12 protein-coding genes are annotated in these 23,258 nt (G+C 47.4%); 4 read left to right on the forward strand and 8 right to left on the reverse strand.

Annotation, left to right across the window (positions count from 1 at the left end; all coding sequences use genetic code 11):
- Position 1: 1 nt before the first annotated feature.
- Genes EDC16_RS01230 through EDC16_RS01245 form a run of 4 tightly spaced genes read right to left on the reverse strand, consistent with a single transcriptional unit; the run spans position 2 to position 2,986 of the window.
- Entirely contained in the window at positions 2–868 is an 867-nt protein-coding gene (locus EDC16_RS01230; protein WP_132964575.1) for a MurR/RpiR family transcriptional regulator, read from the reverse strand.
- 18 nt (positions 869–886) lie between these two features.
- Positions 887–1,357 (reverse strand): N-acetylneuraminate anomerase, encoded by a 471-nt coding sequence (nanQ, locus tag EDC16_RS01235; RefSeq protein ID WP_132964577.1) that lies wholly within the window; start codon positions 1,355–1,357, stop codon positions 887–889.
- 12 nt (positions 1,358–1,369) lie between these two features.
- Entirely contained in the window at positions 1,370–2,281 is a 912-nt protein-coding gene (locus EDC16_RS01240) for an N-acetylmannosamine kinase (RefSeq protein WP_132964580.1), read from the reverse strand.
- 12 nt (positions 2,282–2,293) lie between these two features.
- Positions 2,294–2,986, reverse strand: coding sequence for an N-acetylmannosamine-6-phosphate 2-epimerase (locus EDC16_RS01245; protein ID WP_132964582.1), 693 nt, complete (start codon positions 2,984–2,986; stop codon positions 2,294–2,296).
- Between the two features lie 283 nt (positions 2,987–3,269).
- Between EDC16_RS01245 and ansA the strand changes: the two genes are divergently transcribed.
- The 3 genes from ansA to arsC all read left to right on the forward strand — a co-directional run bounded on the left by ansA (position 3,270) and on the right by arsC (position 6,585).
- A complete protein-coding gene (ansA, locus tag EDC16_RS01250) occupies positions 3,270–4,280 on the forward strand; it encodes an asparaginase (RefSeq protein WP_132964584.1) in 1,011 nt (336 codons plus the stop codon).
- A gap of 152 nt (positions 4,281–4,432) precedes the next feature.
- Positions 4,433–5,863: an alanine/glycine:cation symporter family protein gene (locus EDC16_RS01255; RefSeq protein ID WP_132964587.1), complete on the forward strand. Its 1,431-nt coding sequence runs from the start codon at positions 4,433–4,435 to the stop codon at positions 5,861–5,863.
- Between the two features lie 314 nt (positions 5,864–6,177).
- Positions 6,178–6,585, forward strand: coding sequence for an arsenate reductase (glutaredoxin) (gene arsC / locus EDC16_RS01260; protein WP_132964589.1), 408 nt, complete (start codon positions 6,178–6,180; stop codon positions 6,583–6,585).
- A 135-nt stretch (positions 6,586–6,720) separates the two neighbouring features.
- Here arsC and lpdA read toward each other — a convergent pair whose 3' ends face one another.
- The 3 genes from lpdA to aceE all read right to left on the reverse strand — a co-directional run bounded on the left by lpdA (position 6,721) and on the right by aceE (position 12,814).
- Complete coding sequence (gene lpdA / locus EDC16_RS01265) at positions 6,721–8,145, reverse strand: dihydrolipoyl dehydrogenase (RefSeq protein WP_132964591.1); 1,425 nt, start codon at positions 8,143–8,145, stop codon at positions 6,721–6,723.
- 88 nt (positions 8,146–8,233) lie between these two features.
- On the reverse strand, positions 8,234–10,126 hold the full coding sequence (gene aceF / locus EDC16_RS01270) for a pyruvate dehydrogenase complex dihydrolipoyllysine-residue acetyltransferase (RefSeq protein ID WP_132964593.1): 1,893 nt from the start codon (positions 10,124–10,126) through the stop codon (positions 8,234–8,236).
- A gap of 24 nt (positions 10,127–10,150) precedes the next feature.
- Entirely contained in the window at positions 10,151–12,814 is a 2,664-nt protein-coding gene (gene aceE, locus EDC16_RS01275; protein ID WP_132964595.1) for a pyruvate dehydrogenase (acetyl-transferring), homodimeric type, read from the reverse strand.
- A 428-nt stretch (positions 12,815–13,242) separates the two neighbouring features.
- On the opposite strand from aceE, the gene rimO reads away from it, so the two are divergent.
- Positions 13,243–14,577, forward strand: coding sequence for a 30S ribosomal protein S12 methylthiotransferase RimO (rimO, locus tag EDC16_RS01280; protein WP_132964597.1), 1,335 nt, complete (start codon positions 13,243–13,245; stop codon positions 14,575–14,577).
- Positions 14,578–14,740: 163 nt separating this feature from the next.
- Here the strand turns inward: rimO and EDC16_RS01285 are convergent, their stop codons facing one another.
- Complete coding sequence (locus tag EDC16_RS01285; protein ID WP_208857758.1) at positions 14,741–23,221, reverse strand: Ig-like domain-containing protein; 8,481 nt, start codon at positions 23,219–23,221, stop codon at positions 14,741–14,743.
- Positions 23,222–23,258: the final 37 nt, after the last annotated feature.

Genomic DNA, 23,258 nt, shown 5'->3' on the forward strand with positions numbered 1-23,258 from the left:
ATTATTTGATACGTTGTTCGAGAATAACGTTAAGCGTTTTTTGCTTTTTACTCATGGAATTATCCGGTTCTGCCTGCACTAGCAGCGCGTAGATCAAATCCATCACGAATAATTGAGAAATTTTGGTACCGATCGAATCCCCTTGCAGCTGTCCTTGGCGATTACCGTTGATCAACACATAATCGGCAACTTCAGTAATCGGCGAGCGTAAATTGTGGGTGATCGCTACGGTTTTTGCCCCGTTGGATCTGGCAATTTTCAGGGCTTGGGTTGTTTCAACCGAATAACCCGAATGACTAATACCAATAACAATATCGTTGCTATTCAGCAATGAAGCCTGCATATACATAAAGTGGTTATTGGTTAAGGCATCCACCTGCAACCCGATTCGCAAGAATTTATGTTTGGCATCTTCCGCCGTTAAACCGGACGAGCCCACACCAAATACGAAAATCCGTCTGGATTGACGAATGCTGTCCACCACTCTTTCTAATTCATCAAAATCCAATAGATTAATGGTTTCTGAAATTACATTCGACAACACGCTTTGCAGTTTTAGCGCAATCTCTGCCGGCCCGTCTTCTCCGGCAATATCGGTGTCCAACAGTGAACCATTTTCTTTATTCTGCGTTGCCAATTCAATGGCGAGATCCAGTTTGAAATCGGTATAGCCTTTGAACCCTAAAGTACGGCAAAAACGGATGAATGTCGCTTCGCCGACATCCAATTTCGCAGCAACTTCCGATAATGAACATTGGTTGAGCAAATCGGGAGAGGTCAAAATGGCTGCTGCAATCCGCTTTTCCGTTTTAGTTAGGCTGCTTTGTAAAGCACCGATCGTATCTAAAATTTTTCCACCTTGATTCATAATGTGTTCCTCGATAATTTATAGTAGTGAATATGGGATCTTAACGACCAATTTCTTCACTTTAACACTCTGCCCGCCCAAATGACAACCCGGTTTGTGCGCTTCATACGGAAAGAAAATCGCAAACATGTTCGGCGCAAGCAATACGCTATTTTTATATGCGATTGGTTGTGCCGTTAATTGGTAATCATCTTCGTCCTGATAGGCTTCGTAGTCGCTCAAATCAGGGTTTCCGACACCAAATTCAATCAGCTCCGCTCCGGAAATCAATAACTGCACATCTAAATAACGATGATGCAATTCCGATTTTTTGCTGTCTGCCGCTGCGGTTTCAAACTCCATCACATTCATGAAAATATCATCATTAATCTCGTGTCTGCCCAAGGTTAGTGCTTGTAAGTCTAAGCCTTTTAAATATTCGCAAACTTCAGCGATCACCGGTGACAAGCCCAATGTGCCGTTATCTTTATTCAAATCTCCTAAAATCATATGCGCAATCCCTTATCTTTTATTGAAATTTTTACGATTTTTTTGTTTTATAGCTAATTCATTCTGCCACCAAAGTGCCGCTCCCAGTAAGCCGGCATCTGATCCGCAAGCCGCTGGCACCACTGCGGTTTGATAAAAGTGCGGTAGCTGCTGCAAATAACGGTTCACCAACGGCAAATAGCCTTCCGCTAAACCGACACTGCCACCCAACACTACTCGCTGAATATCATTCGCGATCACTAAATCGGCGATCAAATTGGCAATCGCTCTCGCTGAGCGTTGCACCACTTCAACCGCTTGTGGTACGCCTTGACGAAAACGGGCGAATACTTCTGCCGGTTCACAAGGATCATCCCACTTCGCTGCGGCAGCTTCAATTGCCCGCCCGGCTGCAATCGCTTCGACACAACCTTGTCGTCCGCAGCCACAAATAGGGCCGTTTGGATCCGCCAGCGTATGCCCGATATGACCGGCAATGCCGTTCGGACCTATTTGCAACTTTCCATTCAGAATAATGCCACCGCCAACACCGGTTGAAACGGTGATAAAAACAAAATTCTCAACTTTTTTCGTCAATAAGTGATATTCCGCATAGGCTGCTGCCTGCACGTCATTCAACAAACCGATCGGCGCAGCCGTATACTCAGCAATCGTATCCAGCAATGGGAATTCCGCCAAGCCGCCTAGATTTTTCGGGTTAAGTGCGGTCAAGATACCTTTATTGATGATGCCTGTTGAGGCAACCGCAACCGAGTCAAACATGCCTTGCTGTTGCTGTATAATATCGGCCAGTGCCTGCCTCATACCACTTGCGGCTTCATCCTGTGGCGTTCTAATTTGTTGGCGTTGTTCGATAATTTTGCCGGTAATCAACGCACTGGCTATTTTGGTTCCACCAATATCAATCGCTAAACAACACTTCATGTTAACAGATTCCTATTTATTTTTAACGGCATTAATTTTATCAACAAACCAACCAACAATATGCTCCAAACGAGTTAGCGCCGAGCCGACCGTGACCGAATAAGCACCGTTTTCAATTGCCATTGCCGCCATTTCCGGCGAGTTATAACGCCCTTCTGCCATCACGCGACAGCCGGCAGCTTTCAAATCCCGCACCAGTTTGACGTCCGGTTCTGACGGAATTTCCCCACCGGTATAACCGGACATGGTACTACCGATCAAATCTACACCAAGATTTTGACAGTACATACCTTCTTCAAAATTGGAGCAATCCGCCATTGAAAGGCAGCCCAATGCTTTAATCCGAGCAATAATCACATCACGCGCCACCGGACGAATACGATCCGTGCCGTCAAAAGCAATAATATCCGCGCCAGCCGCTGCCAAATCATCAATATCCTGTAAAAACGGGCTAATACGAACCGGGCTATCGTCCAGATCACGCTTTACAATACCGATAATCGGCACATCAACTTTTGCACGAGTCGCTTTTAAGTTGTCGATCCCCTCAATACGCAATCCCGCGGCCCCCCCTATTACTGATGCCTGAGCCATCGCTGCCACAATCTCCGGTGAGTCCATCGGACCATCGTCTACCGGCTGGCAAGAGGCAATTAACCCCTGTTCAAGCATAGCCAATATTTTTTCTTTATTTAGTTTTGACATTTCAACTCCATATACCACAAATTTAAAGAAGATTGACTTCAATACGCATAGAGTAATACTTCATTTCAATCATAACAAGTGAAATCGTTAAAAAATGAGATCTTTATCATAAATTGAACTATCGCCGTCAAAATCAGCAAAGATAAATCTGATTCCGAGCAATCGCGAAGCTACTTTTTAGCATATAAAAACGTTATAATTCGCCTATTGTTCACTAGGGGCTGTTGATATTTATTTATATTTTAGACAAACATCAACAGACCCTACTTATCCAGCGATTATTATGCAAAAAAAATCTGTTTACATTGCCTACACCGGCGGCACAATCGGTATGAAACCGTCAAAGTGCGGTTATGTGCCACAACCGGGATTTATGTCTTCTTATTTAAACAGCCTGCCTGAGCTGCAACGCGCCGAAATACCGCACTTTATCGTACACGAATACGATGAACTGATAGATTCCGCCAATATGACACCGCAGCATTGGCAGCAAATTGCCGATGATATCAAAAAACATTATCACCATTATGATGCCTTTATTATTCTACACGGCACCGACACCATGGCTTACACCGCCTCTGCACTGTCATTCATGCTGGAGAATCTAAGCAAACCGGTGATCGTCACCGGCTCGCAAATTCCGATTTCCGGGCTGCGTTCCGACGGCTTAACCAATTTGTTGAATGCACTGTATCTGGTCGCCCACTACCCTATTCGTGAAGTTTGCTTATTTTTTAACAATAAGCTGTTTCGTGGCAACCGTTCGACCAAAAGCCATGCAGATGGGTTTGATGCATTCTCCTCCCCCAACTATCCGGTGTTGGTCGAGGCGGGGATCAATATTGCTATCAATTATGCAGCGCTAAATGTCAGTGCCAGAGGGGAATTTAAACTGCACAATATTACGCCGCAGCCGATTGGGATTGTGATGCTGTATCCGGGGATTTCCCCTGATGTTATCCGCAATATTTTGCAGCAGCCGGTCAATGCGCTGATTTTATTAACCTTTGGTATCGGCAACGCACCAGATAACCCAGAAATTCTGGATTTGCTGCACAGTGCTTATCAGAAAGGTATTATCGTATTGAATCTGACCCAGTGTTTTGCCGGTAAAGTCAATATGGGGGGCTACGCCACCGGCAATGCGTTGGAGCAAGTCGGTGTGATCAGCGGGCATGATATGACGGTCGAAGCGGCATTGGCAAAGCTACATTTTCTGTTAAGCCAAACGTTAACAATTGAGCAAGTACGGCAGAAAATGACAACCGATCTACGCGGCGAAGTCTCGCTGTGAGACCGCACTTTGCTTTTTCGATTGAAATTTATCAAACAAATATCACAAAAAACAGAATATTCACTAAGCAAAATTGTTTTTTACCGATATACTACAGCGGATTTTCTGTTAAATCATAATAAATAATTAATTATCTTATTCGGAGGTATTCAATGGAATACATTCAAGCATTTTTTGATTTGATCGGCAACCTCACTTGGGGCTGGGCGCTGATTCCAATGTTAATCATTTTCGGCTTGCTCTTCAGTATCATCAGCGGCTGGGCACAGTTTCGCTATTTCGGACGGATGTTTAAATCACTGCGCCAAGACAAAACCAATGCTAACAGTACAAGTATTACCGGACGTCAAGCACTGTTGGTGTCGATTGGCGGACGTGTCGGTGGTGGTAATATCGCCGGCGTCGCTGTTGCCATTTCTTTAGGTGGGCCGGGAGCCGTGTTTTGGATGTGGGTAGTTGCTTTAATCGGCATGGTCACCAGTATCGTCGAATGTACCCTCGCACAACTATATAAACACAAAACCCACGATGGCCATTTCCGTGGCGGCTCTGCGCGCTTTATCGTACACGGATTAGGCGAAAAATACCGTTGGATGGCGATCGTATACTCAATCTGTCTGATTGTTTCATTCTCAATCGGCTTTAATGCCTTCCAAGGTAACACCGTTGCCGGTGCCATGCTGGATAGCCTTGGAATCGAGCGAATCTATACCGGTATTTTGCTTGCATTACTTGGCGGCTTGATTATCTTTGGCGGTATCAAACGTATTTCACAAGCATCTGATGTCATCATCCCGGTAATGGCACTGTTATATATGGCGATGGCAATCATTGTTATCGTAATGAATATCACTGAGTTGCCAGCCGTGATCACCACTATTGTTAAAAGTGCTTTCGGATTAGATTCTGTGGTCGGCGGTGGTATGGGGGTCGCCATAGCTCAAGGAATGCGTCGTGGTCTGTTCTCCAATGAAGCCGGTTTGGGGTCTGCCCCGAACGTCGCGGCAACCGCTGATGTTAAACACCCGGTCACACAAGGGATTGCGCAGTCATTATCAGTGTTTATTGACACGATTATTATCTGTAGCTGTACTGCCTTCATTATTTTATTGGGTGATGTCTATGTACCGGGTGCAGAAATTGACGGTGTGGTACTGACCCAACAGTCATTAGTACACCACTTAGGCAACTGGTCGCAATACCTGCTCACCTTCTCTATTTTGCTGTTCTCATTCAGCTCAGTAATCTATAACTACTACCTCGGTGAGAATGCCATGAGCTTCTTGTTCTACGGCAAAAAAGAGAAGTTACCGATTCTGTTGCTCCGTTTAGCCGTTATTGTCATTCTGTTCTTAGGCGCAACTGCTCCGGGAGCCACCGCAGTATTCTTCTTCTCCGATCCACTGATGGGGGTGTTGGCACTGTTCAATCTATTGGCATTAATTATGTTGTTCCCACAAGTGATGCGCCTGCTCACCGATTACCGTAATCAATTGAAACAAGGCATCGAAGATCCAGTGTTTAACCCAGATCAGTTCCCAGAACTGGATATTGATCGTAACGCTTGGAAAGGTCAGAAATAGGGGCTTTAATAAATACAAAAGTGCGGTTTAGCGATACGCTAACCGCACTTTTTAGACTGCTGACAAAGGTTAAAATACACAATTAATATTGTAAAAGTAGGTGCGGATTATATATCCGCCCGAACGCACTTTAAATTTTTCATTTATTAATTAAGTACTTATGCCGCACTTCGCAAACGGGCGGATGCAATCCGCCCCTACTTTGCCTCAGCAAATATCTTTGTCAATAATCTGAAAAGTGCGGTTTAGCGATACGCTAACCGCACTTTTTTGCATTAACATTTCAATAAATATTGAAATAATAGGAAATGACTATGTCCGCTATAACCATCTATCACAACCCGCAATGTGGTACTTCACGCAATGTATTAGCCTTGATCCGCCACTGCGGTATTGAACCGACAGTGATTCACTACTTGGAAAATCCGCCCGATGAAACCACCCTGCGCGATTTACTGGCAAAAATGGCCATCGGCCCGCAGCAATTGTTGCGTCGTAACGTTGCGCCATATCACGACTTGGGGTTAGATAACGATAATATCAGCGATGAGCAGATTATTGCGGCTATGCTGCAACAACCGATTTTGATTAACCGGCCGATTGTGATCACCGAAAAAGGCTGTAAACTGTGCCGTCCGTCCGAAGCGGTGTTAGATATTCTGCCTGTTGCCTTGCCAGCTGTTTTCTACAAAGAAGACGGTGAAGCAATTTATCCGCGCTAACGAGGAACACGCTCATGGTACTATTTGAACGTTATTTAACCCTTTGGGTTGCGCTCGCCATTCTTGCCGGTGTATTGCTGAGCATAAAAAAGCCGTAGAGAAATTCGCTACGGCTTGATTCAGTTCATTTGAGAACTATTTTTTCTTCTTCGCTTTCGCATTCGGTAAATCGGTGATGGTTCCTTCGAACACTTCTGCCGCCAAACCGACAGATTCGTGCAAGGTCGGGTGCGCATGGATGGTCAGTGCCAAATCTTCCGCATCACAACCCATTTCGATTGCTAAACCAATTTCGCCTAATAGCTCACCACCGTTAGTACCGACGATTGCACCGCCGATCACACGGTGCGAATCTTTGTCGAAAATCAGTTTAGTCATACCGTCTGCACAGTCGGAAGCGATCGCACGTCCAGAAGCTGCCCAAGGGAAAAGTGCGGTTTCGTAGTTGATGCCTTCCGCCTTACACTCTTTCTCGGTTTTGCCGACCCATGCGACTTCCGGCTCAGTGTAAGCAATAGATGGGATCACTTTCGGATCGAAATAGTGTTTTTTACCGGCGATGACTTCTGCCGCAACATGACCTTCATGCACGCCTTTGTGCGCCAACATCGGTTGACCGACCACGTCACCAATCGCAAAAATATGATCCACGTTGGTACGCATTTGCTTGTCGGTGCGGATAAAACCACGTTCATCCACTTCCACTCCGGCAACACCGGCATCGATCAATTTACCGTTCGGGGTACGCCCGATTGCCACCAACACCGCATCATAACGGCGGGTTTCATTGGCTGCTTTGCCTTCCATCGACACATAAATGCCATCGGCTTTGGCTTCCACTGCGGTCACTTTGGTTTCCAGCAGCAGATTGAATTTTTTCTCAATGCGTTTGGTATAAATTTTGACGATGTCTTTGTCTGCCGCCGGGATCACCTGGTCAAACATTTCAACCACATCAATTTTTGAACCCAATGCGTGATATACCGTACCCATTTCCAAACCGATGATACCACCGCCCATAATCAATAGATTTTCCGGTACTGAGGTTAATTTCAGCGCATCGGTTGAGTCCCAAATGCGTGGATCTTCATGCGGAATAAACGGCAATTGAATCGGACGTGAACCCGCCGCAATAATCGCATTGTCGAATTTAATCGTGACATCACCATCTTCTCCAGCCACGATCAAGGAGTTGGCGCCGGAAAATTTGCCGTAGCCGTTCACCACTTGCACCTTGCGCATCTTGGCCATGCCAGCCAAACCGCCGGTCAATTGGTTGATGACTTTCTCTTTCCAACCACGAATTTTATCCACATCAGTGCTTGGCTCACCAAACACGATACCGTGTTGTGCCAACGCTTTGGCCTCTTCAATCACTTTTGCTACGTGCAGCAAGGCTTTCGACGGAATGCACCCTACGTTCAGACAAACGCCACCCAAGGTTGAAAAACGCTCAACAATTACGGTTTCCAATCCCAAATCGGCGCAACGAAACGCTGCGGAGTAACCCGCCGGACCCGCACCCAAAACCACAACCTGTGTTTTAATCTCTTTACTCATAATAACCTCTTAAATTTGGCTTTATGCGAAACCGCACTTTCAATTTCTGTTCCGAGCCTCTCCGCATTAACGGAGAGGCATTACGTCATTACATGACCAAGCGGCGTAGATCCGACAGTACCCCATTGATGAAGGTCACAAATCTGGCGCCGTCCGCTCCGTCAATCACACGGTGATCATAAGAAAGCGACAGTGGCAACATCAAACGTGGGCTAAACTCTTTGCCGTTCCAAACCGGCGTCATTTCCGATTTAGACACACCCAGAATTGCTACTTCAGGTGCATTCACGATCGGCGTAAAGTGTGTACCACCAATGCCGCCAAGGCTGGAAATGGTGAAACAGCCACCTTGCATATCCGATGCCGTCAGCTTGCCTGCGCGAGCTTTTTTCGAGATCTCGGCCAATTCACGCGACAGTTCAATAATACCTTTTTTGTTTACATCACGGAACACCGGCACCACTAAACCGTTCGGTGTATCCACCGCCACACCGATATTGATGTATTTTTTCAAGGTCAGACGTTGTGCATCTTCTGAAATTGAGCTATTGAAACGTGGATAAGCTTCCAACGCTTTGGCAACGGCTTTCATGATGAATACCAACGGCGTGATTTTCACATCCAGTTTCTGTTTCTCTGCCAGCACGTTTTGTTCTTTACGGAACGCTTCCAAATCGGTGATGTCGGCTTTGTCCCATTGAGTGACATGCGGAATCATCACCCAGTTACGATGCAGATTAGCGCCGGAAATCTTCTGGATACGACCCAGTTCCACTTCTTCCACTTCGCCAAATTTGCTGAAATCTACTTTTGGCCAAGGCAACAAGCCCAAACCGGCTCCGGACGGTGCAGCACCTGCTGTCGCCGCAACTGCACCGGATTCCACCAATTTGATGGCATTTTTAACATAGGCTTGCACGTCTTCTTTCAGAATGCGTCCTTTGCGACCGGTGCCTTTAACCTTATCCAGATTAACACCGAACTCACGTGCTAAACGGCGCACCACCGGGGTTGCATGGGCAAAGACCGCACTTGCTGTCACCTCTTGCTGTGTACTTACTGTTTGTGGCGCTGCTGCGCTAGTCGATGGTGCTGATTCTGCTTTAGCTGTTGTGGCAGCTTGTGGTGCTGCCGCTTGAGCCGGTGCCGCGCCCGCGACTTCAAAACGCATAATCAAACTGCCGGTAGAGACTTTGTCCCCAACCTTGATCAAGATCTCTTTCAACACGCCAGCAAACGGCGCAGGCACTTCCATCGAGGCTTTGTCCCCTTCGACGGTGATTAACGATTGCTCTTCGCTGATGCTGTCACCAACATTGACCATAATTTCAGTGACGTTGACTTCGTCGCCACCGATATCCGGCACATTCACATCAACGATTGATGGTGCTGCACTGGCAGTCGGTGCAGCGGCTTCAGCCTGTGCTGGTGCAGCAGCAGAAGCGGCGGCTGCCGTTTCAAAGCGCATAATCAGTGACCCGGTAGAAACTTTGTCCCCGGCAACCACTAAAATTTCTTTCACTACACCGGCAAACGGTGCTGGCACTTCCATCGAAGCTTTGTCACCTTCAACTGTCAACAGTGATTGCTCTTCACTGACGCTGTCGCCGACTTTCACCATGATTTCGGTGACATTGACTTCATCGCCACCGATATCCGGCACGCTGACATCAACAACCGCACTTTGCCCCGCAGGAGCGCTTGGTACAGTTTCAGGTTTAGCTTCAACTTTAGCTTCCGCAGTTGCAACCGCACTTTCAAACACCATCATCGCTGAACCGGTCGATACTTTGTCGCCCACTTTAACTAAAATTTCTTTGACGACCCCGCTTTCCGGTGAAGGCACTTCCATGGAGGCCTTGTCGCCTTCCACATTGATCAAGCTCTGCTCAACTTCAACGCTATCGCCTACTTTTACCATAATTTCGGTAACTGTCACTTCATCGCTGCCGATATCCGGCACTTGAATTTGTTTAGACATGCTATTTCCTTTCTCTAATGACAATTAAGCATACAGTGGATTGATTTTGTCTGCATCAATGCCGTATTTGTTAATGGCATCGGCTACCGCTTGGTTATCAACCACACCTTGTTTTGCTAATTCGGTCAATGCCGCCACAACAATATATTGTGCATTCACTTCGAAATGTTCACGCAAGTTTTCACGGCTATCGGAACGCCCGAAACCGTCGGTACCCAATACACGGTAGCTTTGCGCCGGAATAAACGGACGCACTTGTTCTGCAAACAGTTTCATGTAATCAGTTGCTGCAATTGCAGGCGCATCGTTCATCACCTGTGCGATATAAGGCACACGAGCGGTTTGTGTCGGGTGCAACAGATTCCAACGATCGGCATCTGCGCCTTCACGCGCAACTTCGGTGAATGAGGTCACGCTGTAAACATCGGAAGTCACGCCATATTCATCTGCCAACAGTTTCGCCGCTTCACGAACATAACGTAAAATTGCGCCGGACCCCAACAACTGCACTTTGCCTTTGCCTTGACCGGTAACGGTTTCAAACTTATACAAGCCCTTACGAATGCCTTCTTCTGCCCCTTTCGGCATTGCCGGTTGATCGTAAGTTTCGTTTAAGGTAGTGATGTAGTAGTAAATATTTTCTTGCTCAGGACCATACATACGACGTACGCCATCTTGCATAATCACAGCAACTTCATAGGCAAATGCCGGATCGTAAGAAATACAGTTCGGAATGGTCAGCGACTGAATATGGCTGTGGCCGTCTTCATGCTGCAAACCTTCACCGTTCAAGGTGGTACGACCGGAAGTTCCGCCGATCATAAAACCGCGCGCTTGTTGATCGCCTGCTGCCCACATCAGATCACCAACCCGTTGGAAACCAAACATTGAGTAGTAAACAAAGAACGGAATCATCGGCACATTGTTGGTGCTGTAAGACGTTGCTGCCGCCAACCAAGAAGAAGTAGCCCCCAATTCATTAATCCCTTCCTGCAAGACTTGACCGTCAATCGCTTCACGGTAGTAAGCCACTTGCTCTCTGTCTTGTGGGGTATAGTTTTGACCGTGTGGATTGTAGATTCCGATTTGACGGAACAACCCTTCCATCCCGAAAGTGCGGGCTTCATCGGCTAAAATCGGCACAATGTGTTTACCGACTGATTTGTTTTTCAACAATACATTTAAGGAACGGACAAACGCCATGGTAGTAGAAATCGGACGGGATTGCGCTTCAAACAGTTGCGCAAACTCTTCCAATTCCGGCACTTCCAGCTCGGTAGTGAAACGTGGTGAGCGTGTCGGTACATAGCCTTGCAACGCTTTACGGTGCTCGTGCAGATATTTATACTCTTCGGAATCTTTTTCGAAGGTAATATACGGCAGTTTTTCTACTTCTTCGTCACTGAGATCAATCGAGAATTGGTCACGCACATGACGCACGCCGGACATATCCATTTTCTTGACTTGGTGGGCAATATTTTTGCCTTCTGCCGCATCGCCCATGCCGTAGCCCTTGATGGTTTTAACCAACAGCACCACTGGTTTGCCTTGCACCTGTTTGGCTTTGTTAAATGCCGCAAAGACTTTGATCGGGTCATGACCACCACGATTCAACGCCCAGATTTCATCATCGGTCATATCCGCAACCAACGCTTCCGTTTCAGGATAGCGACCAAAGAAGTGTTTACGCACGTAAGCCCCGTCTTTAGATTTAAAGGTTTGATAATCGCCGTCAACCACTTCCATCATCAATTGCAACAATTTGCCGGTGGTGTCACGTTGCAATAAGCGATCCCAACGGCGACCCCAAATCACTTTGATCACTTCCCAGCCGGCGCCGATAAACAGACTTTCCAACTCTTGGATAATTTTGCCGTTGCCGGTCACCGGACCATCAAGCCGCTGTAAGTTACAGTTGATCACAAACACCAGATTATCCAGCTTCTCACGCGCTGCAAATGAAAGCGCACCACGCGATTCCACTTCATCCATTTCGCCGTCACCCAAGAAGGCATAAACCGTTTGATCGGCGGTATCTTTCAGACCACGATTGTGTAGATATTTCAGGAAGCGCGCTTGATAAATCGAGTTGATCGGACCCAATCCCATCGACACCGTCGGGAACTGCCAGAATTCAGGCATCAATTTCGGGTGCGGATAAGAGGAGATGCCTTTGCCATGCACTTCTTGGCGGAAATTATCCAACTGCTCTGCCGTTAAGCGGCCTTCAAGGAAGGCACGGGAGTAAATTCCCGGCGAAATATGCCCTTGGAAGAACACCAAATCGCCACCGTTTTTCTCTGTCGCGGCTTTGAAAAAGTGATTAAAGCACACTTCATAAATCGTAGCGGAAGATTGGAACGACGCCATATGGCCGCCCAATTCCAAATCTTTTTTCGAGGCACGCAACACCATCATCATCGCATTCCAGCGAATAGCGCCACGGATTCTACGTTCTAAATCCAAATTGCCAGGGTAATTCGGTTCTTCGCTGGTTGGAATGGTATTAACGTAGTCGGTGCTGATACCGGTTGGCAGAGCGACACTGTTTGCTCTGGCACGCTGCATTAATTGTTCGATAATAAATTGAGCACGCTCTGCGCCCTCTTCACGGATAACGGAGTCAATCGCCAACAACCAATCGTTGGTTTCCACTGTATCCACGTCATTTTTAACCATATCGGACATGGTAATTCCCTTTTGTTGATTAAAAAACACTTGAAATCGGCGCTAAATCACCGAATTCCCCAGAATTTATAATAAGTAATTAAAAAGAAAAGCATTTTAAAACACCATTTGCATTTTTAACAATTTGTAATAAAAATGCTAAAATTATCCTGTCTAATATAGCCTAAAACGCACCAAATATTAATCCTTAAGTGCAAAATATCTGCTAATCACTCAACTTTTTTTATAAAAATGTTAATTTTTTCATATATGGCTAGTCGCGGCTGTTGATATTTGTTTATATTTTGAGACCTCTTTTTCCCCAAAACCGCACTTTGTGATCAAAAAGCGCTGCAAAGATCAACAGTTCCTAGCCTTTTTACCTCAAATTCTATACAATCGCCCCGATTTTATTCCTGTTATTTATTATTGAAATGTTGAGAAATGATATGAGTACCACACCCAATATCGGCTTTTTAAGCTTAGGCTGCCCCAAAAATCTGGTCGATTCCGAACGAATCCTCACCGAACTGCGCACCGACGGTTACAACATTGTGCCGAGTTATGAAAATGCCGATCTGGTGATCGTCAACACTTGCGGTTTCATCGACAGCGCTGTGCAAGAATCACTGGAAGCCATTGGCGAAGCGCTGGCTGAAAACGGTAAAGTGATCGTCACCGGCTGCTTAGGCGCCAAAGAAGATCAGATCCGCCAAGTGCACCCGAAAGTACTGGAAGTGAGCGGCCCGCACAGTTATGAAACCGTGTTGAAACAAGTGCATCAATATGTACCCAAACCCGAATACAACCCATATATCAACTTGGTGCCGAAACAAGGGATAAAACTGACCCCAAAACACTACGCCTACCTCAAAATTTCCGAAGGCTGCGACCACCGCTGCACCTTCTGTATCATTCCGTCGATGCGCGGCGATTTAGACAGCCGCCCGATCGGCAATGTGCTGGACGAGGCAAAACGGTTGGCAGATGCAGGAGTGAAAGAGTTGTTGGTGGTGTCGCAAGATACTTCTGCTTACACCCTTGATAAAACCAAAGCTGACAAAAGCAAAACCGCCTTTTGGAACGGCATGCCAATTCGCAACGACTTACTGTCACTCTGCGAACAGCTGGCAAAATTGAATATTTGGGTGCGACTGCACTATGTGTATCCTTATCCGCATGTGGATAAACTGATTCCCTTAATGGCAGAAGGTAAAATTTTGCCGTATTTGGATATTCCGTTGCAACATGCCAGCCCGAAAATTCTGAAAGCAATGAAACGCCCCGGTGCGATTGACCGCACTTTGGAACGGATTAAACAATGGCGACAAATTTGCCCGGAATTAACCCTACGCTCCACCTTTATTGTCGGCTTTCCGGGCGAAACAGAACAGGATTTTCAACTGTTATTGGATTTCCTACAAGAGGCACAGCTGGATCGTGTCGGTTGCTTCAAATTCAGCCCGGTTGATGGTGCGGTTGCTACCGAAATGGACAATCAAGTGCCGGAAGAGGTTAAAGAACAACGTTTCCACCGCTTTATGCAGCTGCAACAACAGATCTCCGCGCAACGGCTGCAACAAAAAATCGGCAAAACATTGGCAGTCATTATTGATGAAATTGATGATGACGGCATCATCGGTCGCTCAATGGCAGATGCGCCAGAGATCGACGGCGTAGTCTATTTAGACAATCCAAACCAAAGTGCGGTCAAGGTCGGTGATATTGTGCAAGCGGTGATCCATAATGCAGATGAATATGATTTGTGGGGTGAAATTGTCTAATCCAACCGCACTTTAAGCACTATAACGTCAAAAAACAAAACCGCAGTGGGGAAACACACTGCGGTTTTTTATGTTTAAGCCAGTAGGCAGTCGAAAAAACAGAGAAAACAAAAGGGTGTTTAACCGAAATTAAACACCCTTTGATATTACTCAGTTTTATGGATTATAACACAAAGCTGACTGTGACACCTTGTTGCACCAACAAGTCCGCTTCACTGCTACCACCCAAGTTATAAGCATTGTAGGTAATACCGTGAATCTCTTGGGTAGTGGCGGTCACCGCTACTGCACCATTCGATATTTGTACTCCATCGCCCGCTTTACCATCCACTTGCAAAGATCCGTTGCCTGACATATCCAACAGATCTTGATAGGTCAATTTCAAGGTCTGATTGCCACTGGCGCTCAAATCAACCACTTCAATATTTTTAATCACATCTTGTGGTTGTTGAGTCAGATCAAGGGTTAAACCAGGAGCCGATAACTGTAAGGTATCTTTACCCGCACCACCATCAATTTTTTCAATCATGGTGTTGCTGATACTGATAAAGTCATCCCCTCCTTGAGCATAGATCTTCGTCGCCAGCTTGGTAGCACCACTATTATCAAAACCGATCAGCATTTCTGCATTATCAGTACCTGTAATAGTTGCATCAGACAAAGCGATACGATCAATTAACAAATCCCGTGCAGCTGGATCACTCGGTCTATCCGCTGTTGAAACTTGAAGAGCGACCTGGTTAGTTGAGTAATTAATGCCCAACTGATAGTCTCCAGTTGCCAAAGTGCTGGTATCAAACTTAGCTGATTGCATACCCCAATCGGTGCCAATCACTGTTGCACCATCTTCTTTGCCTAATACTTTACTAACCGTACCCATACCATCATAGTAACTAACAGACTGTCCATCGGTGCTATACCAGCCAGTTTGACTAACAGTCTTGCCGGTAGAGTCTAACAGCACAAATTGGACATTGATCGCATTAGCCTTATCAGCATTAATGGTTTTGGCATCAAAGTTCAGTTCTAATGTTTCACCTTGTACAACACGAACTGCCTCCTCTTTTACCAGCATCAGCTTGCGCAATTGTCCACCTTCTGCAGCATTTTGCTGATACTGCGTGCTAGTGATGCCCAATGCTGGGTTTTCATAGTCAGAAAAGACGGCCAACATACCGGTCGGATTAGTACCGGTAAATAATCCTCCGGTTAATGGTGAATTAGTTTCAGTAAAGCCTAAGCCCGGTTCAGTTCTAATCGTTACCCCACCGCTATTTGCTATATCCGTTGTCACAACAAACTCGTTCAACCAGTTATTGGTTTTTCCATCTGTGTCTGACTTGGTACCAGTAGTATTATCCATACCATTATCAGCCCGGCGCAGATCAAGCAACCCACCTTCAGTAACCGCATTGCCTTCCAAAGTTTGAGTAGCTGGTAGATTATTAATCGTACCTGTGCCTGACTGAGTCGCAGATCCCGTGGTGACACTCACCGTATAGGTCTCTGCGCCTTCATTCAAGGTATCTGCTACGCTCTTCGTACTAACCAAGAAGCTTGAAGCATACGCCGGTACAGCCACATCAAATTGAGCCACTCCAGAGGTAACAGCAACAGACTGCGTCGTCCATTTGATACCGCCATCCAAGCTGTACTGCACTTGAACCGTACCTGAGCTGGCACCTTGCAATAAATCAGCATCTAATGTAGCCGATCCTGCTGTCAACTTAACCGTTGCTGTTGTAGGCATACTGCCTGCCGATAGGGTAACTAAATGTTCCAGATAAGCACCTTCAGTTACTGTTACTGAGTCAACAGATTTAACCTGAGCAGCATAGTTGACCACATCCTTATCTGTGTATGCAGTACCACTAGAATCCGTCACCGATGCGGTGAAGGAGTAGTAGGTATTTGCTTTCAGCCATGTCGCATTAGCCGGAGCTGTTGCTGACCATGTACCATCGCTGGCCACCGTTGCACTGAGTGTACCAACCGTTGCCTCGGACGCATCTTTCACTGTGATGGTAACCGCTTTACCTGATGGAATATCATACGTTATGCCTTTCACAGCCACGCCAGCCGCAATATCCGCTGCTGAAATGGTGGCATACAGATCTTTATCCGTCGTGCCTTGATCTTCACCCGCAATCGAGTTGATATCAATCTTGTTTTTAAAGAAGGAGAAGGTGTTAGTTCCTTTATCACCGTCTTTATCTGCCATAGTAAAGCTAAACTTATCGCCAGCTGCTGGCGTATTAGTCCCTATCTTATAGCTGTAGGTCGCATCATCCATATCAACCGTTAGCACCGCACCTGTGGTGTAGGTGATGGTCCAAGCCTTGGTGATATTATTAAAGCTTGCTATCGACGACGTATTAGCCGAAGGCGTATCCGTATCCTTATTATAAGTATAGGTTTTACCATCCACCACAATGCTGGTCACAGAACCAAAGCCATCAGCCCCTGCAGAAATCATCGCATTACCATCTACATCCGGCGTTGGATCTAATAAGCTGCCAGAAATCGGTGGTGTTGCTGAGGCCAATAAGACACCTTTCAAGTCATTCATGTTCGGTACCCGAACCGCATTTGTATCGGTTGATGTAGCACCATCGTAGGCGAGCTTGCCCATCTCTGTAAGATTTATGCTTGCCGTCTCTGTACCTACCGCATAGGCATTTGACGTAATAGAATTTGTCTTCAAGAAGTTGACCCAAGTATTGACCTGTGTACTTGTCAACGAATCACCCGTCACATCCCCATCGGTAAAGACATAAGCCACATTCTTAATCGGATTAGTACTGCTCGTGATTTTACCCGCCTTACTCCACGCTGTACTGGTTTCAGCAGGAATCGCTGTATAACCCGTTAAACCTGTACTTGTACTAACATCAAAGGTATCCAAGCCAGCACTACCTACTGTCATCCACTTGGTTTTCATGGTTGACGCATCTGTCCATGTTTGCAAGGTTTCAGCGTACTTATCACGATAACCAATTAATGTTACCTTAACGTTACCCATACCAGCATAAACATCCAATAAAGCCGATAAAGCTGTCTTGGCCATTTCTATTCTTGTGTCTGGTGTGTTCACATCACGTTCATCCATGGTTGTTGTTAAGTCAACCACAAAGATCAAGTTAGTGTCCTGTTGTGGCAACCCAGAAGACAAGTTAATCGTTTTACCGGATGTCGGACTATCGTCTTCAATCGACACGGTCAAGTCTGCTGTAGTACTACCACCGGCACCCGTTGCAGTTGCTTTCAGCACCACATTGACGGCATCTTCGGAGGTCGCTGGTGTTGTGCCATTAACCGGATGTTTAATTGCACTGTTCAGGGTTACGACATAGTCACCATGGTTATCAATGGTCGCTGTCAACACCGTTGCACCGCTACTGTCTTTCGCCGTTAAAGTTTGCGTACCTGTACCTGTCCAAGTTACTGCTGTTCCACCCAAAGTTGTTGGTTGCCCCGTCGCGGAGAATACCACAGAAGTTGCATCAGTAACCGCCATCGTACCGGATGCTTTGGCAAAATTAGTGGTATCAGCACCGGCAAGTCCCAGATTATCAGGCAATGCACTCACATTAGTCAGACCTTCTTCTGAAACGGCCACTGCTGATGCAGCCAGTGTCGGTGGCGGAACTGCCGTTTTATCCGTATCCGAGTCCAAGTTACCAGCCACATCGGAGACTTCAGCCTTAATGGTGTAAGCTGCACCACCAGGAATTTGATTAGCCCCCACAGAATAGCTCCATTTGTTGCCAGTAACCGTTGCTACCCCAACGTAGCTTTGTAGCGCAACTGAACCATTAGCATCCAGAATGTAGATACTGACTTTCTGACCATCTTCAACACCGGTAGTCACGCCTGAAATCACAAAGCCTGCCTGTGCATCAGCTTTAGTAATCACGGCATAGTTATCTGTACCTTCAGTTACTTGGCTTTCACCGGCAATATGATTAATATCAATCGTCGGTGCTGTAATATCAATCCCATATTCTCGGTTTGCCGTTGCTGTACCCACATTACCTGCAGCATCGGTAACTTCAACTTTACCAGCTACCGTTGTATCGTTATCTGCAGCTAAATCACTGCCCGGAACTGCAATACTGAATTTACCGTTGGCATCCACGGTGCCGGTAAAGTCTTTGCCGTTCACCGTCAAGGTCACTTTGTCGCCCGCTTTGAACTCATTTCCACTAACCGTACCGGTAACGTTGATGCTGGTTTTGGCTTCCGCTGCATTCAGAACGTTGTCTGCAGTGATGCTGTCTATCGTTAACGTCGTAGTGCTGTTATCCGGCGCCACCAAATCCGTCGCTTTGGTTACGTCAGTATCAGACGCCGTATTACCCGCTTTATCCGCTACCGTCGCCACAAAGCTGTAAACCGCTTTATCAACAATCCAGTCCGCATTGGCCGGCACCGCTGCGCTCCAAGAACCTGTCGCTGTTACCGTTGCAGTCAAGTTCACACCATCAACAGCAACGCCGTCTTTCAACACCGTTACCGTCACTGTCTGACCAACTTCCGCAGTCGTCACGCCACTGACCGCAAAACCATCCGCCTTATCTTTGATGTTGATGGTCGCATAACCATCCGCATCCGTCGCCAACGGCGCTTGGCTTTCGTTAGCAATGGTTTGGATATCAATCGTCGGTGCCGTCAAATCAGTTGCTACTGTCTTATCGATATCAGTAGCAGTATTACCGGCTTTATCACTAACCGATGCTGTGAAGCTGTAAACCGTACCGTCAGTAATCCAAGCTGCAGCCTTCGGTACATCGACGCTCCAAGCTCCCGTTGCAACCGTTGCAGTAAAGCTTCCCAATACAGTGGTGCTACCTTCTGCGGTAACCGTCACCGTGACTATCTGACCGTCTTCCGCATCCGTCGTACCCGAGACTTTAAAGCCGTCCGTTTTGTCTTTCTGGTTGATGGTCGCATAACCATCTGTTCCTTCAGCCACTTGGTTTTCACCGGCAATTTGGTTGATGTCAATGGCAACGCTGGTATCCACTTTATATTGATGCGTTGTTTCAATCGTACCGCTATTGCCCGCTGCGTCAGTAGTGGTGATACTCGCATCCACCATTTTATCCCCATCCGCCAATAAGTCAGCCCCCTTCACATTAATGGTGAAGCTACCGTCAGCAGCAACCTTGCCAGTATAGTCAACATTATTCACTTTCAAGGTGACGATATCATCCACCTTAAACTCACCCGTAACTTTACCCACTACCGGCACTTCTGTCGATGTGGACTCCGTTTTGTTGACCACATCATCACCGGCCACGCTGGTGATGGTCAAAGTCGTCGTGTCCTTGTTCGGTGGGGTGATATCCGTCGCTGCTGTCTTATCAGTGTCTGTCGCCGTATTGCCCGCTTTGTCCGCTACTGATGCTGTGAAGCTGTAAACTGTACCGTCAGTCACCCAACTCTCATTGGCTGGAACATCTGCACTCCAGGTACCGCCCGTTACCGTCGCCGTAAAGCTGGCTACATCCGCTGTACCGTTATTGACTTTAATCGTGACAACTTGTCCGTCTTCCGCATCCGTCGTACCTGAGACTTTAAAGCTGTCCGTTTTGTCTTTCAGATTGATGGTCGCATAACCATCTGTTCCTTCAGTCACTTGGTTTTCACCGGCAATTTGGTTGATGTCAATGGCAACGCTGGTATCCACTTTATATTGATGCGTTGTTTCAATCGTACCGCTATTGCCCGCTGCGTCAGTAGTGGTGATACTCGCATCCACCACTTTATCGCCATCCGCCAATAGGTCAGCCCCCTTCACATTAATGGTGAAACTACCGTCAGCAGTAACCTTGCCAGTATACTCAACATTATTCACTTTCAAGGTGACAATATCATCCACCTTAAATTCACCCGTGACTTTACCCACCACCGGCACTTCTGCCGCTGTCGATTCCGTCTTGTTAACCACATCATCACCAGCCACGCTGGTGATGGTCAGGGTCGTCGTATCCTTGTTCGGCGGGGTGATATCCGTCGCTGCTGTCTTATCGGTATCTGTCGCCGTATTGCCCGCTTTGTCCGCTACTGATGCTGTGAAGCTGTAAACTGTACCGTCAGTCACCCAGCTCTCATTGGCCGGAACATCTGCACTCCAGATACCGCCCGTTACCGTCGCCGTAAAGCTGGCTACATCCGCTGTACCGTTATTGACTTTAATCGTGACAACTTGTCCGTCTTCCGCATCAGTAGTACCTGAGACTTTAAAGCCGTCCGTTTTGTCTTTCAGATTGATGGTCGCATAGTTATCCGCATCCGTCGTCAACGGTGATTGGCTTTCACCCGCAATCGTTTGGATATCAATCGTCGGTGCCGTGATATCAACCCCATATTTTTGGGTTGCCGTTGCTGTACCCGTATTACCTGCAGCATCGGTAACTTCAACTTTACCCGCTACCGTTGTATCGTCATCTGCAGCTAAATCACTGCCCGGAACCGCAATCGTGAATTTTCCGTCTTTATCGACTTCTCCGCTAAAGTCTTTACCGTTCACCGTCAAGGTCACCGTATCACCAGCTTTGAACTCATCTCCACTAACCGTACCGGTCACATTAATATTGGTTTTGGCTTCCGCTGCATTCAGAATGTTGTCTGTAGTGATGCTGTCAATTTTTAACGTCGTGGTGCTGTTATCCGGCGCCACCAAATCCGTCGCTTTGGTTAGGTCTTCATCGCTATTCGTATTGCCCGCTTTGTCGGCAACCGTCGCTTCGAATTTATACACTTTGGTGTCCGCAATCCACGTCGCACCCGCTGGAACGTTCGCACTCCATGTACCATTGGTAACCGTTGTCGTGATGCTGGACACTTCTGTTGTGCCATCATACACTTTGACTGTCACCACTTGACCGTCTTCAGCATTGGTCACGCCGCTAACCGCAAAACCATCTGACTTATCTTTGATGTTGATGGTCGCATAGCTATCCGCATCGGTACCCAACGGATTTTGGCTTTCGCCCGCAATGGCTTGGATATCAATCGTCGGTGCTGTGGTATCTACCACACTGGTATCACTACCAGTCTGACCAGGATTGCCAGCTATATCAGTGATACTCGCTTTAACCGTTAAGATACCGTTAGCAGGCACTTGCGCCGCTGGCACGTCAACGATAACTTTACCTGCAGTGATCTGTTCCTCTGTCAGTGTAATTGTTCGATCGATCACACCATCGCCATTCGTGTCAACGTTCAACACATCACCTTTGACAGCGCCCGTATCAGCCAAGCTGATCTCTGCTTTAACACCCGCAGCTACTTCACTACTGTTAAGTAATTCATCCCCACCATCGAGAATCTTCACAGCTGGTGCATTCGGTGCCGTCGTATCAATAACCGCACTGTCTTTACCTTCCGGACTCAGGTTGCCCGCCGCATCTTTCACTTGTGCCGTAACAGTTAAGGTGTTGCCTTCTCCTGGGCTCACAATACCCGGTACAGACACGCTGCCTTTGCTGATGTCTGCCGCCGTTAACATGATTGGGGTTAATACAGTGCCATTGGCACTCACCAACAACGTATCCCCTGCTTTGGCTCCCGCCGGTAGGGTGATTGACACCCCAATCTCACCTTCCAGCTCCGCTTTGCTGATTAAGCCGTCATTGTTCGCATCTTCGGTGATCGTGACCGTCGGTGCGCCACTGGCTTGCAGCAACACTTTCGCCTTATCTTCTACCGGACCGGCCGTGTTGCCCGCCGTGTCTTTAATCGTCGCTGTCGCTTTGAAGTCGGTGTTGTTCACCGGCGCCGTACCAAACGCCACGTCAATATAGCCTTGATCCAGTTGCGCTTGGGTCAACGTGAAGTTTTGATCCACGTTGCCTGAGCCGGTCACCGTCAGCACATCACCCACGGCCGCCCCTTTCGGTAGGGTCACCCGCACATCGACCGCACCTTGCAGTTCCGCTGCACTGATGTAGCCGTCGTTGTTGGCATCTTCGGTGATTTCAACCGCTAAGCCTTCAAACACGGTGGTGTCCATCTTCGCACTGTCGCTGCCCGATGCCCCCGGATTGCCCGCCGCATCTTTAACCGAAGCAGTCACTTTCAAGGTTTCACCGTCTGCCGGTAAGCTCGCTTGCGTGGTTTGTGTGCTGCCCGCGGTCACCCCGTTTTGACCTACGGTGTAGGTCGCCAACACGTTGCCCGCCTGGTCAGTAACAGTGATCACATCCCCGTCTTTCGCATCCGCTGAGATTTTAATCTCCACATCGGTGGTGGTTGCACTGCCTTTTTCTTTGGCGTTGATAAAGCCGTCATTGTCTGTATCCAGTTTGATGGTGACGCCTGGCGCACCCGGTTCGCTCAATGCAAAGGTCGCACTGTCGGTTGCGACGTTAGACGCATTACCCGCTTTGTCGGTCACTTTCGCAGTCACGTCCATTTTGCTGCCGTCCGGCAACGGGTTGAACTCTACGGTTACCGACTTGGCATCGATCATGGCTTGGGTCAGCTCGATACTTTGTTGCGCATTGCCTGTGGCAGTAACCACCAACAGGTCGCCGGCAACCGCCGCTGTCGGTAATCCTACTTTCACGCCAACCGTGCCGTCCAACTCCGCTTTGTTAATAAAGCCGTCGTTGTTCGCATCTTCGGTGATCTCCACCGTCACGCCCGGTTGTGTCAGGTTGCTCAGGTCTAAG

Origin of the sequence: Testudinibacter aquarius (assembly GCF_004342725.1) — a bacterium.
GTDB lineage: Bacteria > Pseudomonadota > Gammaproteobacteria > Enterobacterales > Pasteurellaceae > Chelonobacter > Chelonobacter aquarius.